Annotated in this window: 14 protein-coding genes; all 14 read left to right on the top strand. The window is 45.3% G+C overall.

Going from position 1 to position 15,186, the window contains the following annotated elements; translation table 11 throughout:
• Window positions 1–243 precede the first annotated feature (243 nt).
• Window positions 244–1,530: an O-antigen ligase family protein gene (locus FYJ51_RS04610; RefSeq protein ID WP_205946188.1), complete on the top strand. Its 1,287-nt coding sequence runs from the start codon at window positions 244–246 to the stop codon at window positions 1,528–1,530.
• A gap of 178 nt (window positions 1,531–1,708) precedes the next feature.
• On the top strand, window positions 1,709–2,731 hold the full coding sequence (locus FYJ51_RS04605; protein ID WP_154503808.1) for a glycosyltransferase family 10 domain-containing protein: 1,023 nt from the start codon (window positions 1,709–1,711) through the stop codon (window positions 2,729–2,731).
• 8 nt (window positions 2,732–2,739) lie between these two features.
• On the top strand, window positions 2,740–3,507 hold the full coding sequence (locus FYJ51_RS04600) for a glycosyltransferase (protein WP_154503806.1): 768 nt from the start codon (window positions 2,740–2,742) through the stop codon (window positions 3,505–3,507).
• Between the two features lie 3 nt (window positions 3,508–3,510).
• A complete protein-coding gene (locus FYJ51_RS04595; protein ID WP_154503803.1) occupies window positions 3,511–4,683 on the top strand; it encodes an EpsG family protein in 1,173 nt (390 codons plus the stop codon).
• A 2-nt stretch (window positions 4,684–4,685) separates the two neighbouring features.
• Complete coding sequence (locus FYJ51_RS04590) at window positions 4,686–5,801, top strand: glycosyltransferase family 4 protein (protein WP_154503800.1); 1,116 nt, start codon at window positions 4,686–4,688, stop codon at window positions 5,799–5,801.
• Window positions 5,794–7,260, top strand: coding sequence for a flippase (locus FYJ51_RS04585; RefSeq protein WP_154503797.1), 1,467 nt, complete (start codon window positions 5,794–5,796; stop codon window positions 7,258–7,260). The genes FYJ51_RS04590 and FYJ51_RS04585 overlap by 8 nt, the downstream gene beginning before the upstream one ends.
• A gap of 17 nt (window positions 7,261–7,277) precedes the next feature.
• Complete coding sequence (locus FYJ51_RS04580; RefSeq protein WP_205946187.1) at window positions 7,278–8,843, top strand: O-antigen ligase family protein; 1,566 nt, start codon at window positions 7,278–7,280, stop codon at window positions 8,841–8,843.
• 63 nt (window positions 8,844–8,906) lie between these two features.
• Window positions 8,907–9,788, top strand: coding sequence for a hypothetical protein (locus tag FYJ51_RS04575; protein ID WP_154503791.1), 882 nt, complete (start codon window positions 8,907–8,909; stop codon window positions 9,786–9,788).
• 136 nt (window positions 9,789–9,924) lie between these two features.
• Window positions 9,925–10,638: a class B sortase gene (locus FYJ51_RS04570; RefSeq protein WP_205946186.1), complete on the top strand. Its 714-nt coding sequence runs from the start codon at window positions 9,925–9,927 to the stop codon at window positions 10,636–10,638.
• Between the two features lie 6 nt (window positions 10,639–10,644).
• Complete coding sequence (locus FYJ51_RS04565) at window positions 10,645–11,481, top strand: class B sortase (RefSeq protein WP_154503785.1); 837 nt, start codon at window positions 10,645–10,647, stop codon at window positions 11,479–11,481.
• A gap of 192 nt (window positions 11,482–11,673) precedes the next feature.
• On the top strand, window positions 11,674–12,339 hold the full coding sequence (locus FYJ51_RS04560; protein WP_154503782.1) for a glycosyltransferase family 2 protein: 666 nt from the start codon (window positions 11,674–11,676) through the stop codon (window positions 12,337–12,339).
• Between the two features lie 13 nt (window positions 12,340–12,352).
• Complete coding sequence (locus FYJ51_RS04555) at window positions 12,353–12,727, top strand: DUF2304 domain-containing protein (RefSeq protein WP_154503779.1); 375 nt, start codon at window positions 12,353–12,355, stop codon at window positions 12,725–12,727.
• Window positions 12,702–14,147 (top strand): hypothetical protein, encoded by a 1,446-nt coding sequence (locus FYJ51_RS04550; RefSeq protein ID WP_154503776.1) that lies wholly within the window; start codon window positions 12,702–12,704, stop codon window positions 14,145–14,147. The genes FYJ51_RS04555 and FYJ51_RS04550 overlap by 26 nt, the downstream gene beginning before the upstream one ends.
• Window positions 14,144–15,163 (top strand): hypothetical protein, encoded by a 1,020-nt coding sequence (locus FYJ51_RS04545; protein ID WP_154503773.1) that lies wholly within the window; start codon window positions 14,144–14,146, stop codon window positions 15,161–15,163. Before FYJ51_RS04550 ends, FYJ51_RS04545 begins: the two co-directional genes overlap by 4 nt.
• Window positions 15,164–15,186 lie beyond the last annotated feature (23 nt).

Below are 15,186 nucleotides of genomic sequence, written 5' to 3'. Positions count from 1 at the left end.
TTCCTCCAGTTCTATCGTTAGATGGCAGTAATCTGGCTGATATCTAAATGTTAAAGGAAGAACCGTTTCAGATCTACTTAATGCAAGCCCTTTATAACTTCTTGTTCAGACATACTTAATGCAATACCAGGGTTGCGTTAACTTTTACAAGTGAAGAACTAAATTTCCTGCAAGAACCATCATCTAGAAATGACCGCTTTACACGATATAATGTGTAAGGCGGTTTTTTATTTGGAGAGAAAGATGAAAAGATTTATTGATTTCCTGTCAGATCGCAGAAATCTCTGCAAGTTCTATCTGTATGCAATGATGGTAATCATTGCGGTGGTGCCATTTTTCTTTGAGCAAGGAACGGATCTGTCTTTTTTCTATACCATCATGCGGCTGGGGTACTGTGTATGGACAGCTCTCATTCTGATTGGCGATCTGGTGCACCATCAGGTTCCTCCCGGACTGCTGAGCCGAAGTTCTGCTGCACTGACTGCGGCAGCCTGCTTATCATTGATTTTCGGAGCCCGTGCACCATCGGTCGGGCAGATTGCCGGAATCGGATATCTTATCATGACTTCGTACVTGGCAGTGTCGATCGGATACTATTACTCAGATTCTTTTTCGGAAGATTTTGATCCGATCCCGCGTCTTCTGGTTATTGAATTGTTTCTTCTGATTTCTGTTTCGCTTGTGATGTTTCTTTTTTACCGGAATGGCTGGAATACAGTTCTTGGCATTCCCGGCGAAGCTGTTACGAACTGGAGGGGGGATCGCATCCGGTATTTCGGAATCATGGGATATGCGACATCGGGCGGATACCATTGTGTCGCTGGAATTATTCTCTCTTTCTATCTGACTGAAAAAAAGAAGCTTCCCCGCTGGTTCTGCTATCTGAATACGGTTCTTTCGCTGCTGATGATTCTGCTTGCTGATGCCAGAAATGCTTATCTGGAAGTTGCAATTGTATTTGCGTTTATTCTTTACAGGCAGATGAGGAAGAGAGTCTCGAAGAAGGCCTCCCTATGGATTCTCTTTGCGGGTGCCTGTGCTCTGATTCTTGGTTATGTTTTCACACATGCTGGGACATTCAAAGCCTCCAGTTCTTCATCAGAAGAGTTTATCAACAGCTTCAGCAGCGGCAGATTAGGAATCTGGAAGGCTGCAGTTTCGGGGTTCCTGCAGTATCCGATCTTCGGCCAGGGCTGGCTGAATGGAGACGTTGTGAATGCCTATTATTCTGCCATTACAAATGCACATAACGCTTTTGTAAATGTGCTTTTATGGACAGGAGCTGCTGGATTTATTCCGTTCTGCATCTACCTGTTCGAAGGGCTGAAGAAAGTCTGGAATAATCGGAAATATCTGAAGGATCCATCTGGGCAATGGCTGATCATCCTTGTGATCTGCATCTTCTGGGGCTCTATGCTTTCTTCGGTGGCATTTGTCGGAGATGATAGTCATCTGCCGGGAATCTTATTTTTCCTGGCACTTGGATATCTGTATTACCTGAATTGCCATGTGGAAAAGCAGGATCAGTGATATTGGAGAAAAGTTCTGATTTGGTCCTCTTTTTGAGGATGCTCTGGAAGGCATTGTAAAGAATGATTAGCTGGACAGCCAATGGTTCCCTTCAGAGATAATCTTTTGTTCCTGCGGTCATGAAGATCTTGATCAGCAATTTTGCAGAAGACTTAGAAAGGGCTAATTTTGTTAGAGTATGGGCGAGAAACGCAGAAAAATCAGACTTCAGTTTGCCGACTTCAATCCGGCATTTGATCGGGAACATAATGACTTTATCCGGTTTCTGAGAGAACGGTATGACGTGGAACTCACCGATCACCCGGATTATGTCATTTATTCTGTCTTTGGTTATCAGCATCTGGATTATGACTGCATCAGGATCTTCTATACCGGAGAATGCGTCGTTCCTGACTTCAATGAATGTGATTATGCTTTTGGCTTTGATCGGATTTCGTTCGGAGATCGGTATCGGCGGATTCCGTTCTATCTGCTCCATGAATACCGCAAGGGGTACCTGGATCTTCTGAAAGAGCGCAGAATCGTTACCAGAGAGGAATGGCGAAGCCGGAAGTTCTGCAACTTCGTGGTATCCAACTGCTTTGCAGAAGATGTCCGGGCGCAGTTTTATCAGAAGCTCAGTACATATAAGCAGGTAGACAGCGGCGGAAGATACCTCAACAATGTCGGCGGCCCGATCGAAAACAAAGAATCGTTCCAGAAGGATTACCGGTTCTCCATCGCTTTTGAAAATACTTCATACAAGGGCTATCTGACCGAGAAGATCGTAGACGCATTCCGGGCGTATACGATTCCGATCTATTATGGAGATCCGGATGTTTCCCTGGATTTCAATGCGAAAGCATTTATCAATTGTCATGACTTTTCTGATTTTGATGATGTCATTGCCTATGTGAAACAAGTAGATGCAGATGAGGATCTGGCTCTGGAAATCCTGAACCAGAACCCGATTCAGGATCGGAAGAATCCCTATGAGCTGAAAGACTTCCTGTATGAAATCTTTGATCGTGATCTCAAGGAAGCAGGCCGAAGACCTCATTCCATCAATGTGCGTCAGTATGAAGCCATGCTGAAACGCCATCGTTTCTTTGAACATGAGATCTACCGTCCTTACCGCAAAATTGCCAATACCATGAAACGTCTGGAAACCGGAACGATTCTGCGCAGGCCGGGATCCACCGATGAGCAGAATAACCGATAGGAGTATGCATGTCAGAAAAAGTTACTCTCCTGATGACAACCTTCAACTGCAAGGAGCACTTTGAACAATCGATTCAGAGTGCCCTTTCACAGGATTATGACAATCTGGAAATCGTGATCGCAGACGGCGAATCTTCAGATGGTACGTTAGATCGGATCCGCTATTATGCAGAAACCGTAAAACAGAATCCGAATGGGAAAACCATAGTCTGGAAATCAGAACCAGACCATGGCATCTATGATGGCATGAACAAAGCGATCCGGATGTCTTCCGGAGAAGTGCTGGCAGTATTCAATGATCTATTTACCTCCAGCCATGCTGTTAGCACGATGATTTCTGCTCTGAATTCCGGAGAATACCAGGGAGTTCATGCGGATCTGGTTTACATGAATCAGGGAAAGTGCTGCCGCTACTGGAAGATGGGGCAGGGGAACCTGCATTTCGGATGGATGCCCGCCCACCCGACCCTCTATCTGAAGCGGGAGGTCTATGAGAAATACGGTCTTTATGATCTGCAGTATCACAGTTCTTCTGACTATGATTTCATGCTCAGGATTCTGAAAGATGGAAGCGTGAAGCTTGCTTATGTGCCAGAAGTCATGATTGAGATGTTCTATGGAGGAACCAGCAATGGTTCCGGCTACTGGAATAATGTCCGGGAAGCTTACCAGGCTCTGCTGCATAATCATGTCTCTTTTCCGCTGACCGCGATTGTGTGCCGTTCTTTCCGCACTCTGATACAATATTGGAATGCAAAGGATTATAAAGGCAGCTGACAGATGTATATCTTTCTGATTTATGGAGCACTCGGAGTCTGGCTTCTTGCAGAGCAGTTCCGCAGAAAATCGAATACGAAAACAGATTATGTCCTGTTCTGGATTTTATTGGTCTTGTTTGCAGTCCGCTTCAATATGGGAACAGACCAGGATACGTATTATTATCTGTTCCACTGGATTGAGACACCGGTAAAAGGAGCATTTGAGAATGGGTTTCAGCGTAATCTCCTGTTCAGCATTCTGATCTACTGGAGCAAAGTTTTCCTGAAAGAATACCGATGGTTCGTGCTGCTGGTCAACCTGATCTGCTGCGGACTTATGGCTGCAGTCGTGCAGAAGAAAAGCAGGAATATTCTGCTCAGCATGCTGCTGTTCATCGGATCAGGATATATGGTGGTCTATTATTCGAGCGGCATCCGGCAGATGATTGCCATGTGCCTGTATCTCTTCGGCTTCTATGAGTTTCTTCCGAAGAAGCAGTATCTGAGATACGAGATTTTTGCAATTGCGGCAGTATTGTTCCATGAAACAGCCCTTCCCGCGCTGATCATCCCGCTGCTCTATCGTCTGGTACCGATCTTTCAGAAGAAGCCAGGAAAGCTGATCGGAATCGGTCTTGGCATTGCGATCGGACTGACCGTGATCTTCACGACGGTGCTTCCGCCATTAGTCCAGTCGATTGCCGGCACTCCCTGGGCACCATTCATGCATATTCTGAAATATCTGCTGGCGCCTTCTTTCAGCTTCATGGGCATTGCGATGGAGGCTGTATTCGGAGCTGGGATTCTGATCCTGTATCATTTCATGGATTCTCATGAGAATGAATTCCTGCAGTTTGAGGTGCTGGTCTTCCTGTTTTCGGTTTTCATCTATTTCTGCTTTTCCGGCTACAGTCTGATGTCCAGGGTTTCTGATTTCCTGCAATTCATCATTCTGATTCTGCTTCCGGAAATGCTTTCCGGAATTTCTTCCCGCAAGAAGTCAGCTGTGACCCTGATGGGGCTCATTCTGCTGAATGGATTCCTGCTCTTTGAAGATCTTCATACGAATATTCCGAAGATGTCAGAAGGGCTGACCCTGGCGGATTATCAGTATTTCACCGTATTTGAGAAAGAGAAAACAGATCACTTCCTGGAACTCTCCGGATGTGACCTGAGCCAGGAAGCGAGGAACTGATCATGAGAATTCATATCATCTACAACCGCTATCTGGATGAGAGAAACGATGACCGCATCATCATCGGCGGCCTGCAGAACTATATTGAAAATTTATGTGCTCTTTCCATCTGTCTTGGCTATGAGACTATTGTCTATCAGAGATCCGTCAGAGACTTTGAAAAGACCCTTGAAAACGGCCTGCATATCATCGGAGTGAAGGAAGTCCGCAAGGCCTGGACAAAAGATCTCGTGAAGAAAGCAGAAGAACAGGGAGATCTGAAGAATGATCTGCTGATCTTTGCAACAAGCACCCAGACAGAACCCCATCATTTTTCTCATTCTCTGATGATCCAGCATGGTATCTACTGGGATATCCCGACGATTATGGACCGGAAGGTCAGACCTCCGTTTGATTCCTTTCTTCGCCATCTGCAGGCAGACGGCGAAGTGAAACGCCATCAGCTGGTTTCCTTTACGGTCTGCGTGGATGACAACTATATCAACTGGCTCAGAACTCAGACCACCAGAAGAGATATTGCCTATCAGGTGATTCCGAACTTTTCTGATGTGACTTCTTCCAGACCAGTATATGACGGCCCCGCAAGGATCATCTTTGCCAGAAGATTTGTCACTATCCGGGGGGTAGAGCTTCTTTCACAGTTCATGCCATCGATTCTGAAGAAACATCCGGAAGTCACTTTCACGCTGGCAGGTGATGGCAGATACGAACAGGAGCTTCATGAAGTATTTGATGCATTCCCGAATGTTTCCTTTCTCACTTATGCGCCTCATGACAGTCTGAAGATTCATGAAACAAAGGATATCGCACTCGTTCCGACCATCGGATCAGAAGGCACTTCCTTTTCACTGCTGGAAGCGATGGGAGCAGGATGTGCCGTCATCTGTTCCGATGTCGGCGGCATGAGCAATATCATCCTGGACCGTTATAACGGAAGAATGGTCAGACCCCTGGCAGGAGACTTTCATGATGCTCTTGAAGAACTGATTGAAAACCCAGAACTGAGAAAGACTTATGCAAGCCGGGGCCAGGAAACCGTCCATGCTGCTTTTTCCAGAGAAAAATGGGAAACGCAGTGGACAGAGGTATTGAAGAGGTTCAAAGAACCGGATGAATAAGCACACGAAGTCCGTAGAAGTGAATATGGTCCTGAATACGGTGAGGACGATTGTCTCCATCGTATTTCCCCTGATCATCTTTCCCTATGTAACCAGAGCCCTGCAGCTGGAAAACCTTGGCAAGATCACCTTTGCCCAGTCCTTCATCGGCTATATCGGGCTGATTGCCTCCCTTGGCTTTACCACCTATGCCACCAGGGAAGGTGGCAAATTCCGCTCTGATCCGGAGAAGATGCAGCAGTTTGCCGATGAGATCTTCACGATGAACATCCTCACGACACTCGTCGCTTATGTGGTTCTGTTCATCTGCATTGCCGTCTTTCCGAATCTGAAGGAACGTCAGGTACTGTTAGTCATCATGAGTGCATCGATCGTCTTTTCAACGATCGGCGTAGACTGGCTGAATGTGATCTATGAGGACTACCTCTATATTACGGTCCGTTCCATTGTCATCCAGATTCTCAGTTTCATTCTGACCATCCTTCTGGTCAGAACCCCGGATGACTATTATAAGTATGCTGCCATCCAGGTTGGCACTAACGGCTTCATTGCGATTATGAATTTGATTCATGTCCGTCAGTACTGCAGTCTGCATCTGACTAAGGACATTCATTTCCGTGATCACATCAAACCTGTTCTTGTCCTGTTTTCCAATAACCTTGCAGTATCGATTTATCTGAACATCGATAATGTCATGATCGGCTGGATGGTCGGAGATTATTATGGCGGTATCTATTCCATCGCAGTCAAGGTCTATACCGTCGTTAAGCAGCTGCTGGCGGCGATCTACAATGTGACTGTGACACGGCTCAGCGATTATTTTGCCCATCAGCGCATGGAAGAGTTCCGACAGCTGCTGAATCAGGTCATCAACGACATGATCGTGGTTGCACTGCCGGTGAGCCTCGGCATTTTCATTCTGGCAGAGCCGATCGTTGAGATCGTTGCCGGGAAAAAAGTCATGGAATCCGTATTTCCGCTTCAGATTCTGGCAGCTGCTGTCCCGATTGCGGTATTCGGAGGAGCCATTGCATACTGCGTCAATCTGCCGCTTCATCGTGAGTCGGTCAATCTGCTTTCTACGGCCGTAGGTGCAGTCGAAAACCTGGTATTGAATCTGTTTTTCATTCCTGTCTTCAAAGCATCCGGGGCTGCCTTGACGACACTTTTTGCCGAAGCTACGGTATTCTGCATTCTGATGTATCACATCCGTGATTACTTCTGGCTCTTTGATCAGAAGGCCATTGTGTCCAATGCATGGAAGTGCCTGGCATCGTGCTCGGGCATTCTGGTTTTCTCTTTTCTCGGGTACCGTTATCTCTCCTCAAATGCATTACTGATGTGCGTTTTTGTCATAGTATGTTCGATCATCAGCTATCTGGCGATCAATCTGCTGCTGAAGAATATCAATGTGGAACGCCCGATGAGAAGAATTCTTCAGAGATTCCGCAGAAGCTGAAGAAAGGGAAACTGGTTATGAAAAAACGACTTGAAAAATGGATGAATATCCTCATCAATGTATACCTCTTTCTTCTGGCTGCAGGGCTTCCTCTGTATATGAGAAATCATTATTTCGATATCGGCGAAGCAAAATGGGAGTTCTATCAGGCATTCAGCTATGGTTTTCCTCTTTCACGGTTCTGGGTTCCCGGAATTCTGATCATATTAGGAATCCTATTTGCATTCCTGCCGGAAAAAGAGAAGAAAGACAATGTCTTTTCTGTTCCGGATCGGTTCCTGATGCTGTATATGCTTGCGGTGTTAATTTCAGAGATGTTCTCCCTGGATCCTTTCTCCAGTATCAGCGGATATGACGGATGGCATATGGGCTTGCTTGCTCAGTTTTCCTTTGCCATGATTTATTTCTTTGTCAGCCGATTCTGGAAACCGAATCCATGTATTTTCAGAATTGCAGAATTAGTAAGCTTCCTGATCTTTTTTCTGGTGATCATCAATCGGTTCTGGCTTTATCCTTTCAATACAGCGGGAGATGTAAGCTCTTTTCAGCTTTATCACTATGTTTCTACGATTGGAAATATTGACTGGTATGCAGGGTATTTTACAGCAGTATTTCCGATTGGACTCGTATTCTTTCTGAATGGATCAGCTTCTGAGAAGACTTATATTTTTGATGCATGTTATATATTCGCCGGAAGTATGAGTTCTGTCATGACGGATGCAGATAGTGCTGTCCTAGGCTTAGCCTCTATTCTTCTGATTTCATTTTTCCTTTATGTGAAAAACAAAGCTCAGGCAGAACGCTATCTGGAAGGACTGTTCCTGATATTTCTTTCGGGGGGTGTCAGCGGTATTCTGCAGACAATCTTCCATTGGCATGTCATGGCCCTTGGATTCTTATCTACACTTCTAACCAGAACAGCTCTGCCATGGATCCTGACTTCTTCATCGATGATTCTGCTAGCAGTTCTGAAGAAAAAATTGATTTCTGCAGAATCATTGATCTCATGGTTCAGAAAAGCAATCGGGGCAATTCTGGTCCTTCTTGCAGTTTATGTGTTTCTGAATTCTGCAGGATTCTTACCTGATTCTTTGCGCATAGATAATTCATATCTTCTGATCAATGACCAATGGGGGCATGGGAGGTGGACCATTTTCGCTTTAACCTGCAGTCTTCTGGTTTCAATTCTTCAGAAAGCTCCATTGAGGATTCTTTTCGGGGTTGGGCCAGATCAGCTGTATAAAGGATTTAAAACCTATGCACCTGAAGAGTACTGGACCGCCTGGACCGGAGATCCGATCCAGAACGCACATAATGAACCTCTGAATCATCTTGCAGTATTCGGCTTAGCAGGGATGATTACCTACTATGVTTTTCTCCTTTCCTCAGTGATCAGGTATTCAGAAAATCATCATTCTTTCTGCAAGATTGCCGTAATAACAGGATGTGCATACATGATTCATGGCCTGGTCTCTTTCCAGCAGGTTCTGTCAACACCTTTTATCTTTGCGGCAATCGGAATGGCAGAGGCTTCTCTGCTGAGAGATCCGAAAGAAAAGGCGAGAGACCATTTTAAAAAATGAAAAAAATTCAATTATGACTGGTATTCATCTTTTCTTTTACGAAGCAGAATGATAAGATCATAAATGAAGTACAAAAGTACTTTCGTGGAGGGAAAAATGAACAAGGGTACTGGATTAAAACTGGCGATCGCATTAACCTGCGCTGCCGCAGCAGCAATGACACCTGCATTTGCATTGGATGGTTCTGTAACTTCAAATGGAGTTGGCGGTGATAATAAAAATCTTAAAGCTGGGGAGCAGGCAGTTTCAACGAAAGCATTTAATGTGGATAATGTTGCTGGATCAGATTCTATCAAGACTGCGCTGACATCAGATCTCCCTGGATATAATGCTCCGAGTTCTAGCGGGAATGTTTCAGAGAACGAAGTAGCAGAATGGGCGAAGGAAAAGGGTGTTACCTATACCGGCAGTTCAAAAGTTGAAACTATCTGGAACACCAGTGTATCTAATATTGAAGCAAGCGGGGATACAGCAACTGCGATCACAATCAATGTGACTCCTTCTTTGAATGTTGATAACACTCTGGTAAAGGATAATATCGGTTCCTACTTCAAAGGGGTAGATGTAACTGTCATTTTCCATGTAGGGAACATTTTCGGGAATGCGACTGCAGTCACCTGGGAACATTATAACGATGCTGGAACAGTCGATGCGAGCGGCTCTGGCACAATCAGCGGCGGCTATGTAAGCTTTACTACAAATGCAGGCTTCTCTTCTTACACGATTTCTGCTGTTGCTGCTGCTCCAGCTCCGACTGCTTCTTCTGAAAGCAAGTCCGTATCTGAAACAGCTTCTACGAACACTGTCCGGACATGCCAGGATGCAGGTTTCCCTGCTGGTTATTACTGGGATGAGTCCAAGAAGGCTTGCGTAGTTGACGCTGCAGCGGTTGCTACCACAGCTTCCAATGGGGCACGTCTGGTTCCGAATACCGGTGATCGTTAATCGTCAATTCCAAATTATGAATGATCACTGCCGGAGATAATCCGGCAGTATTTTTTAGAACATGAAAAGAATTAGACTTTGCCAAATCATTCTATGTCTTCTGGTTCTTTCTGGCTGTGGACAGAAAGTTGACTATATGCCGTCGTATTCGGCTGGCCCGGTGATTTCTGTATCACCGACGCCGACCCCATTGAACGAATATGAGTTTTCTGATGATCAGATCCAGATTCTCCGTTCGAATCTTGCTCATGATCAGTCGATCAATCCGGATTGCACTGCTTTTCTGGTATTCCAGAGTGCACTGGTCAAGGAAGTTGTTCTGAAAGGAATAGATAATACGACTTATCTTTATACTGATTGGGAAACGGGAAACTATCGTTCTTATGGTTCTCTGATGATGGATTATGAGAATCAGACTGATCAGGAAGATATGAACACGATCATTTACGGACATTATGTATATGCTTCGAAGAATCCGAATCGATATCTGGAATTCACACCCCTTGAAAAGCTTCAGGATTTCTCTAACTACGAAGAAAACAAGTATCTTGCTTTAGTGACAGATTATGATATCCGCTATTATCAGGTTGCGGTGGTATACGATTGTCCGATGGTTTCTACGCCTGAAGGCCAGACAGCAGATGAAGGATATCAGTTCAATCAGATAACGTATTCTCCTGAATATTTTGAAGAATACCTGAAGAATATCAAGAGCAGGGAATACTATGACACTGGCGTTGAACTGACTGATCAGGATAAGCTTCTGACCTTGCAGACCTGCATAGAAGATCAGGATGAATCCCGGCAGATTGTTGTCTGCAAGGAACTGGAACGGAGTGCATTTGAATAGAAAAGTATGAAGAAGAGAAAACTCAGAAATAATATCAAGGTCTTTCTGATTGCCGGCGGTGTGCTGGTTGCAGTAATTCTTGGACTTCTGATTGCTATCTCCAGAAAATCAAGGCTTCAGGAGGCGTCTGACATAGAAACCAGTACGCCCGTTCCTTCCGCTTCAGCGACTCCGGAACAGCATCAACCTTATGAATTCAGCAAAGCAGATCTTGCGGAAATCCGGGATGAACTGCGACGGGATCGCATAATCAATGGGGATGTGAAAGCTATCCTAGCGTTTCCTTCTGGTCTGGTGCATGAGCCTGTACTCCAGGGATCAGATAATACAAAATATCTCTATGAAGACTGGAAAACAGGAGATTCACTTTCATATGGTTCCATCACCATGGATTATGAGAATGATCTGGATCAGGATGACATGAATACAATCATCTATGGACATTATATCTATGAATTCCGGAATGAAGACCGTTCTCTGGTTTTTACTCCATTAGCACTTCTTCAGGAAGAAGAGAACTATGAAGCAAATCGTTATGTTGCCTTAGTGACAGAAAAAGATATCCGCTATTATGAAGTCGCTTCGGTCTATGACTGCCCGATGGTCGATGTGGAGAACGGACAGGTAACAGAAGAAGATCTGCAGTTTAATCTGGTAACGTATGATCCCGACTATTTTCAGACTTATCTGAATGCGGTAAAGCAGCATCAGTATTATGATACCGGGATTGCAATCCAGAGTTCAGACCATCTTTTGAGTCTGCAGACCTGTATTGAAGAAAAGCCGGAATCGAGAGAAATTGTTCTATGCCGAGAGGTTGACCGAGTCTTTTTCACGGATTGACTCTGACCAAAGAGAAGTTCTTGATGTTTCTGGATCTCAATTCTTGCAATGATTGGAATACTCTAAATCATTGCTTTTATATGCTTCTGAAGGATCGGAAACCCCAATGGCAAGACTCGAACTGAGTCTTGCTGAAAGTGTCATTTCAGAAAGAATTCCTCTATAATAGGGAAGTCCGAAGGAGAAACTGTCGTGAAGGTTCTGATTATTGTTCCAGCCCATAATGAACAGGATAATCTTCCGACGCTGATCCCGGAAATTCATTCCTATGGATGGGAAAGTCTTGTGATCAATGACTGCTCCAGCGATCATACCGGCGAGATTCTGGACCGCATGGGCTGGGAACATCTGGATCTGCCAGTGAATGCCGGTCTTGCCAGTGTGACGCAGATCGGATTCATGTATGCCAGGGATCATGACTATGATGTCGCAATTGTGACGGACGGCGATGGCCAGCATCCACCGAAATACATTCATAGGCTTCTGGAAGGCATCGAAGAAGGCAATGACTATGTCGTGGGATCCAGGTTCGTGGAACAGAAGAAACCATTAACCTCCCGGATGATCGGTTCCCGGCTTTTATGCGGGGCAATCCGTCTGAAAACCGGCCGCCATGTCACAGACCCGACTTCCGGGATGAGAGCCCTCGGCAGAAAAGTGCTTGCCGATTTTGCCGAGAACATGAATTTTGTAGCTGAACCGGACGCGCTTGCCTATGTCATCCATCATGGCTATCGGGTCAAGGAAGTTCAGGTTAACATGAAAGAACGAGAAGCAGGGGAAAGCTATTTTCATAACCCGATGAAATCCGCAGGCTTCATGTATAACGTTCTGATGAGTATTCTGTTTATTCAGTAGCAGGGGAGATTCTATGACCGTTGGTATTCCGGAAGGGCTGAGATGGGTGCTGATTCTCGCATCCCTCGGTATCCTGATCTTTGTGATTTACAGTTCTGCCAAGTCCCGGATGAACGTCCGCTATGCAGTTGTCTGGATCACCTGGGCAGTCTTTGTCCTGATCGTTGCAATCTGGCCTGGCATTGCCAGGTGGATGGCAAATCTGATCGGAATTCAGTCTGTCACGAACTTCATCCTCCTGTTTATGACGGCCATTCTGTTTCTGCTGAATTATTTCCTGTATATGCAGATGAGCAGGATGGACAAGGATATCCGCAAGCTGAATTATGAGTTATCGCTCCTCAGACAGAAGAAGGATCAGGATGACGATCAGAAAGCAGAAAAATGAACCGAGAGAAGCAGCGGCAGTGCTCTTGCTGACTGCATTTCTCTGCATCACGGTATTTTCCCGTTCTTCGTTTCTGTATGAACAGAATCCCTGGAGTGATGCCAATATTTTTCTGACCATCGGCAGGGGAATGCTGAAGGGAAAACAGATGTATACGGATCTGTTTGATCATAAAGGGCCGCTGCTTTATGTGCTGTATGCAGCTGCTGCCATGATCTCAGACCATTCCTTTATAGGAGTATATCTGATTGAGCTCATCTGCCTGTTCTGGTTTCTTCAGGAATGCTGGAAGACTCTGAAGCTTCTTCATACGGAACATCCATTTCCCGGCCTGTTCCTGATTGCGATGGTGATCGTCACTGCCAAGGCATTCTCCTTCGGCGGAGGAAGCGTGGAAGAACTATCCCTGCCTCTGCTGATGCATTGCCTGTATCTTTCCCTGAAACGAATTCTTGCAGAAGAATCTTTCTCGAAGAAAGACTGTTTCATGATCGGCATTCTTGCCTCTGCGGTATTTCTGATGAAATTCACGCTCTGCGGTTTCTTTGCCGGCCTGGCAGCTGCACTGATTCTTTATCAGGCTGAACAAAACCGCAGCAGACTCCTACCATGCATCATGGAAGCGCTGGCTGGCTTCCTGGTGCCCGTGCTGATTACCGTGCTTCTGTTTGCCCTGCATGGAAACCTCTCCGATTTTCTGGAGGTCTACTTCGGCTATAACCTGAACCAGTATCCGGCCTCTGCCGGAATCCTGACCAGAATCTATCGGATGGCGAGAGCCTACTTCTTCTATCTGAAGAATAATCCAGTTCTGATTCTGTTCAGTACCATCGGTCTTTTTGCAGGAATCCATGAATTCCATCAGAAGCCGGAGGCAAGGAATCTGCTGATTCTGACCTTTCTCTGCTGGTATTTCATCTCGTTTATTGGCAACATTTTCATCGCTTACTATATTCTTCCGATGATCTGCTTCAGCGTATTTCTGCTGCCATCTGCTTCCAGAAAGATGAATCTGAAAGTCATGATCAGTCTTTCGGCTGGTCTTTCGGTTCTATGCGCCTATGGCTCTTCCAATCTCCGTGCAATCGGCAGACATGGATCCGTGCAGCAGGATTTCGTTACTCTGATCCAGAGCGATGATCCTGGCGCTTCTTATCTGATGCTGGAAGGGTATGACCAGGGATTCTACCTGCAGGGCGGCGAAATTCCTGCCTGCAGGTACTTCTCTGCCATCAACAGCGAAACAGAGGAGATGAAGCAGGAAAGACTTCGCTGCATTGAAGAGAAACAAATCAGATATCTGATCTCCATGGACCATGAACTCGATCTTCCGGGATATGACTTGATTGCACAGGAAACCGGGGAATATGATGGAATAGATCGCGTTTATCGTTTATATGAAAGGAAATCTTCAAAATGAAACCATATGGAATTGATGTGCCGGTGAAACTCAATATCTGGATTCGTCCGGAATGCCAGAAAAGACAGTTTGAAATCATCTCCCAGGTGAAACCTAGCATCCTTTTTCTGGAATCAGATGGCGGCAGAAATGAAGATGAATGGAATAAGATCTATCAGAACCGGGAATATGTGGAATCGCACATCGACTGGGATTGCCAGATCTATAAACTTTATCATGACCGGAATGAAGGACTGTATTCCACTGCAAAAGAAGAATATGAGATCATCTGGTCCAAAGTAGATTACTGTATTCTGCTGGAAGACGACATTCTGCCGGATGTGACCTACTTTCGCTTCTGCAAGGAGCTGTTTGAAAAATATAAGGATGATTACCGGGTATCGGCAATTTCCGGTCTGAATCTGCAAGGTACCTATGAACGAGCTTCCTCTGACTGGTTCTTCTCGAGGAAGCTTGCAGTAAGCGGAATGGGAATGTGGAAACGTACATTTGAAGAGTTCTATAACCGTGATTTCGGAAAAGACCCTTATGTAATGTCTCTTCTGAAAGAAGAAACGAAGAAGAATGATGATTTCCAGAAAAAAATACTGGGCTATGCAGACAGCGAATATTATGAAGGCCATATTGCATTTACGGAATTCTTCGTGGAATTTTCTGCTTACGGTCAGCATCAGCTGATTGTGGTGCCGAAACGAAATCTGATCCGCAATATCGGATATGGGGAGGGAAGCGCACATGCCGCCGGCCTTCAGCGGATGCCGAAGGCAATCCGGAATACATTCGATATGGAAACTTATCCGATGCAGTTCCCGATGAAGGAACCGGAATATATGATCCCGGATCCGTATTATGAAAAAGCATTTGATCGGATCATGGGCAGAAACGACAAGCTTCTGCAAGCCTCTCGATGGATTCAGTACAAATGGCTTTATCTGAAAAACGGAGGAAATCTGATCGATGGAGTGAAGAAAGTAATTCGCCGGCATCAGAACAGCAATCATGAATATGAAAGCTGATAACAGCATTCATATGCAGAAAG

The organism is Stecheria intestinalis (genome assembly GCF_009696165.1).
GTDB classification, from domain to species: Bacteria; Bacillota_I; Bacilli_A; order Erysipelotrichales; family Erysipelotrichaceae; genus Bulleidia; species Bulleidia intestinalis.
Note: the sequence above shows the minus strand (reverse complement) of the source record. Positions and strands in the feature narration are given on the sequence as shown.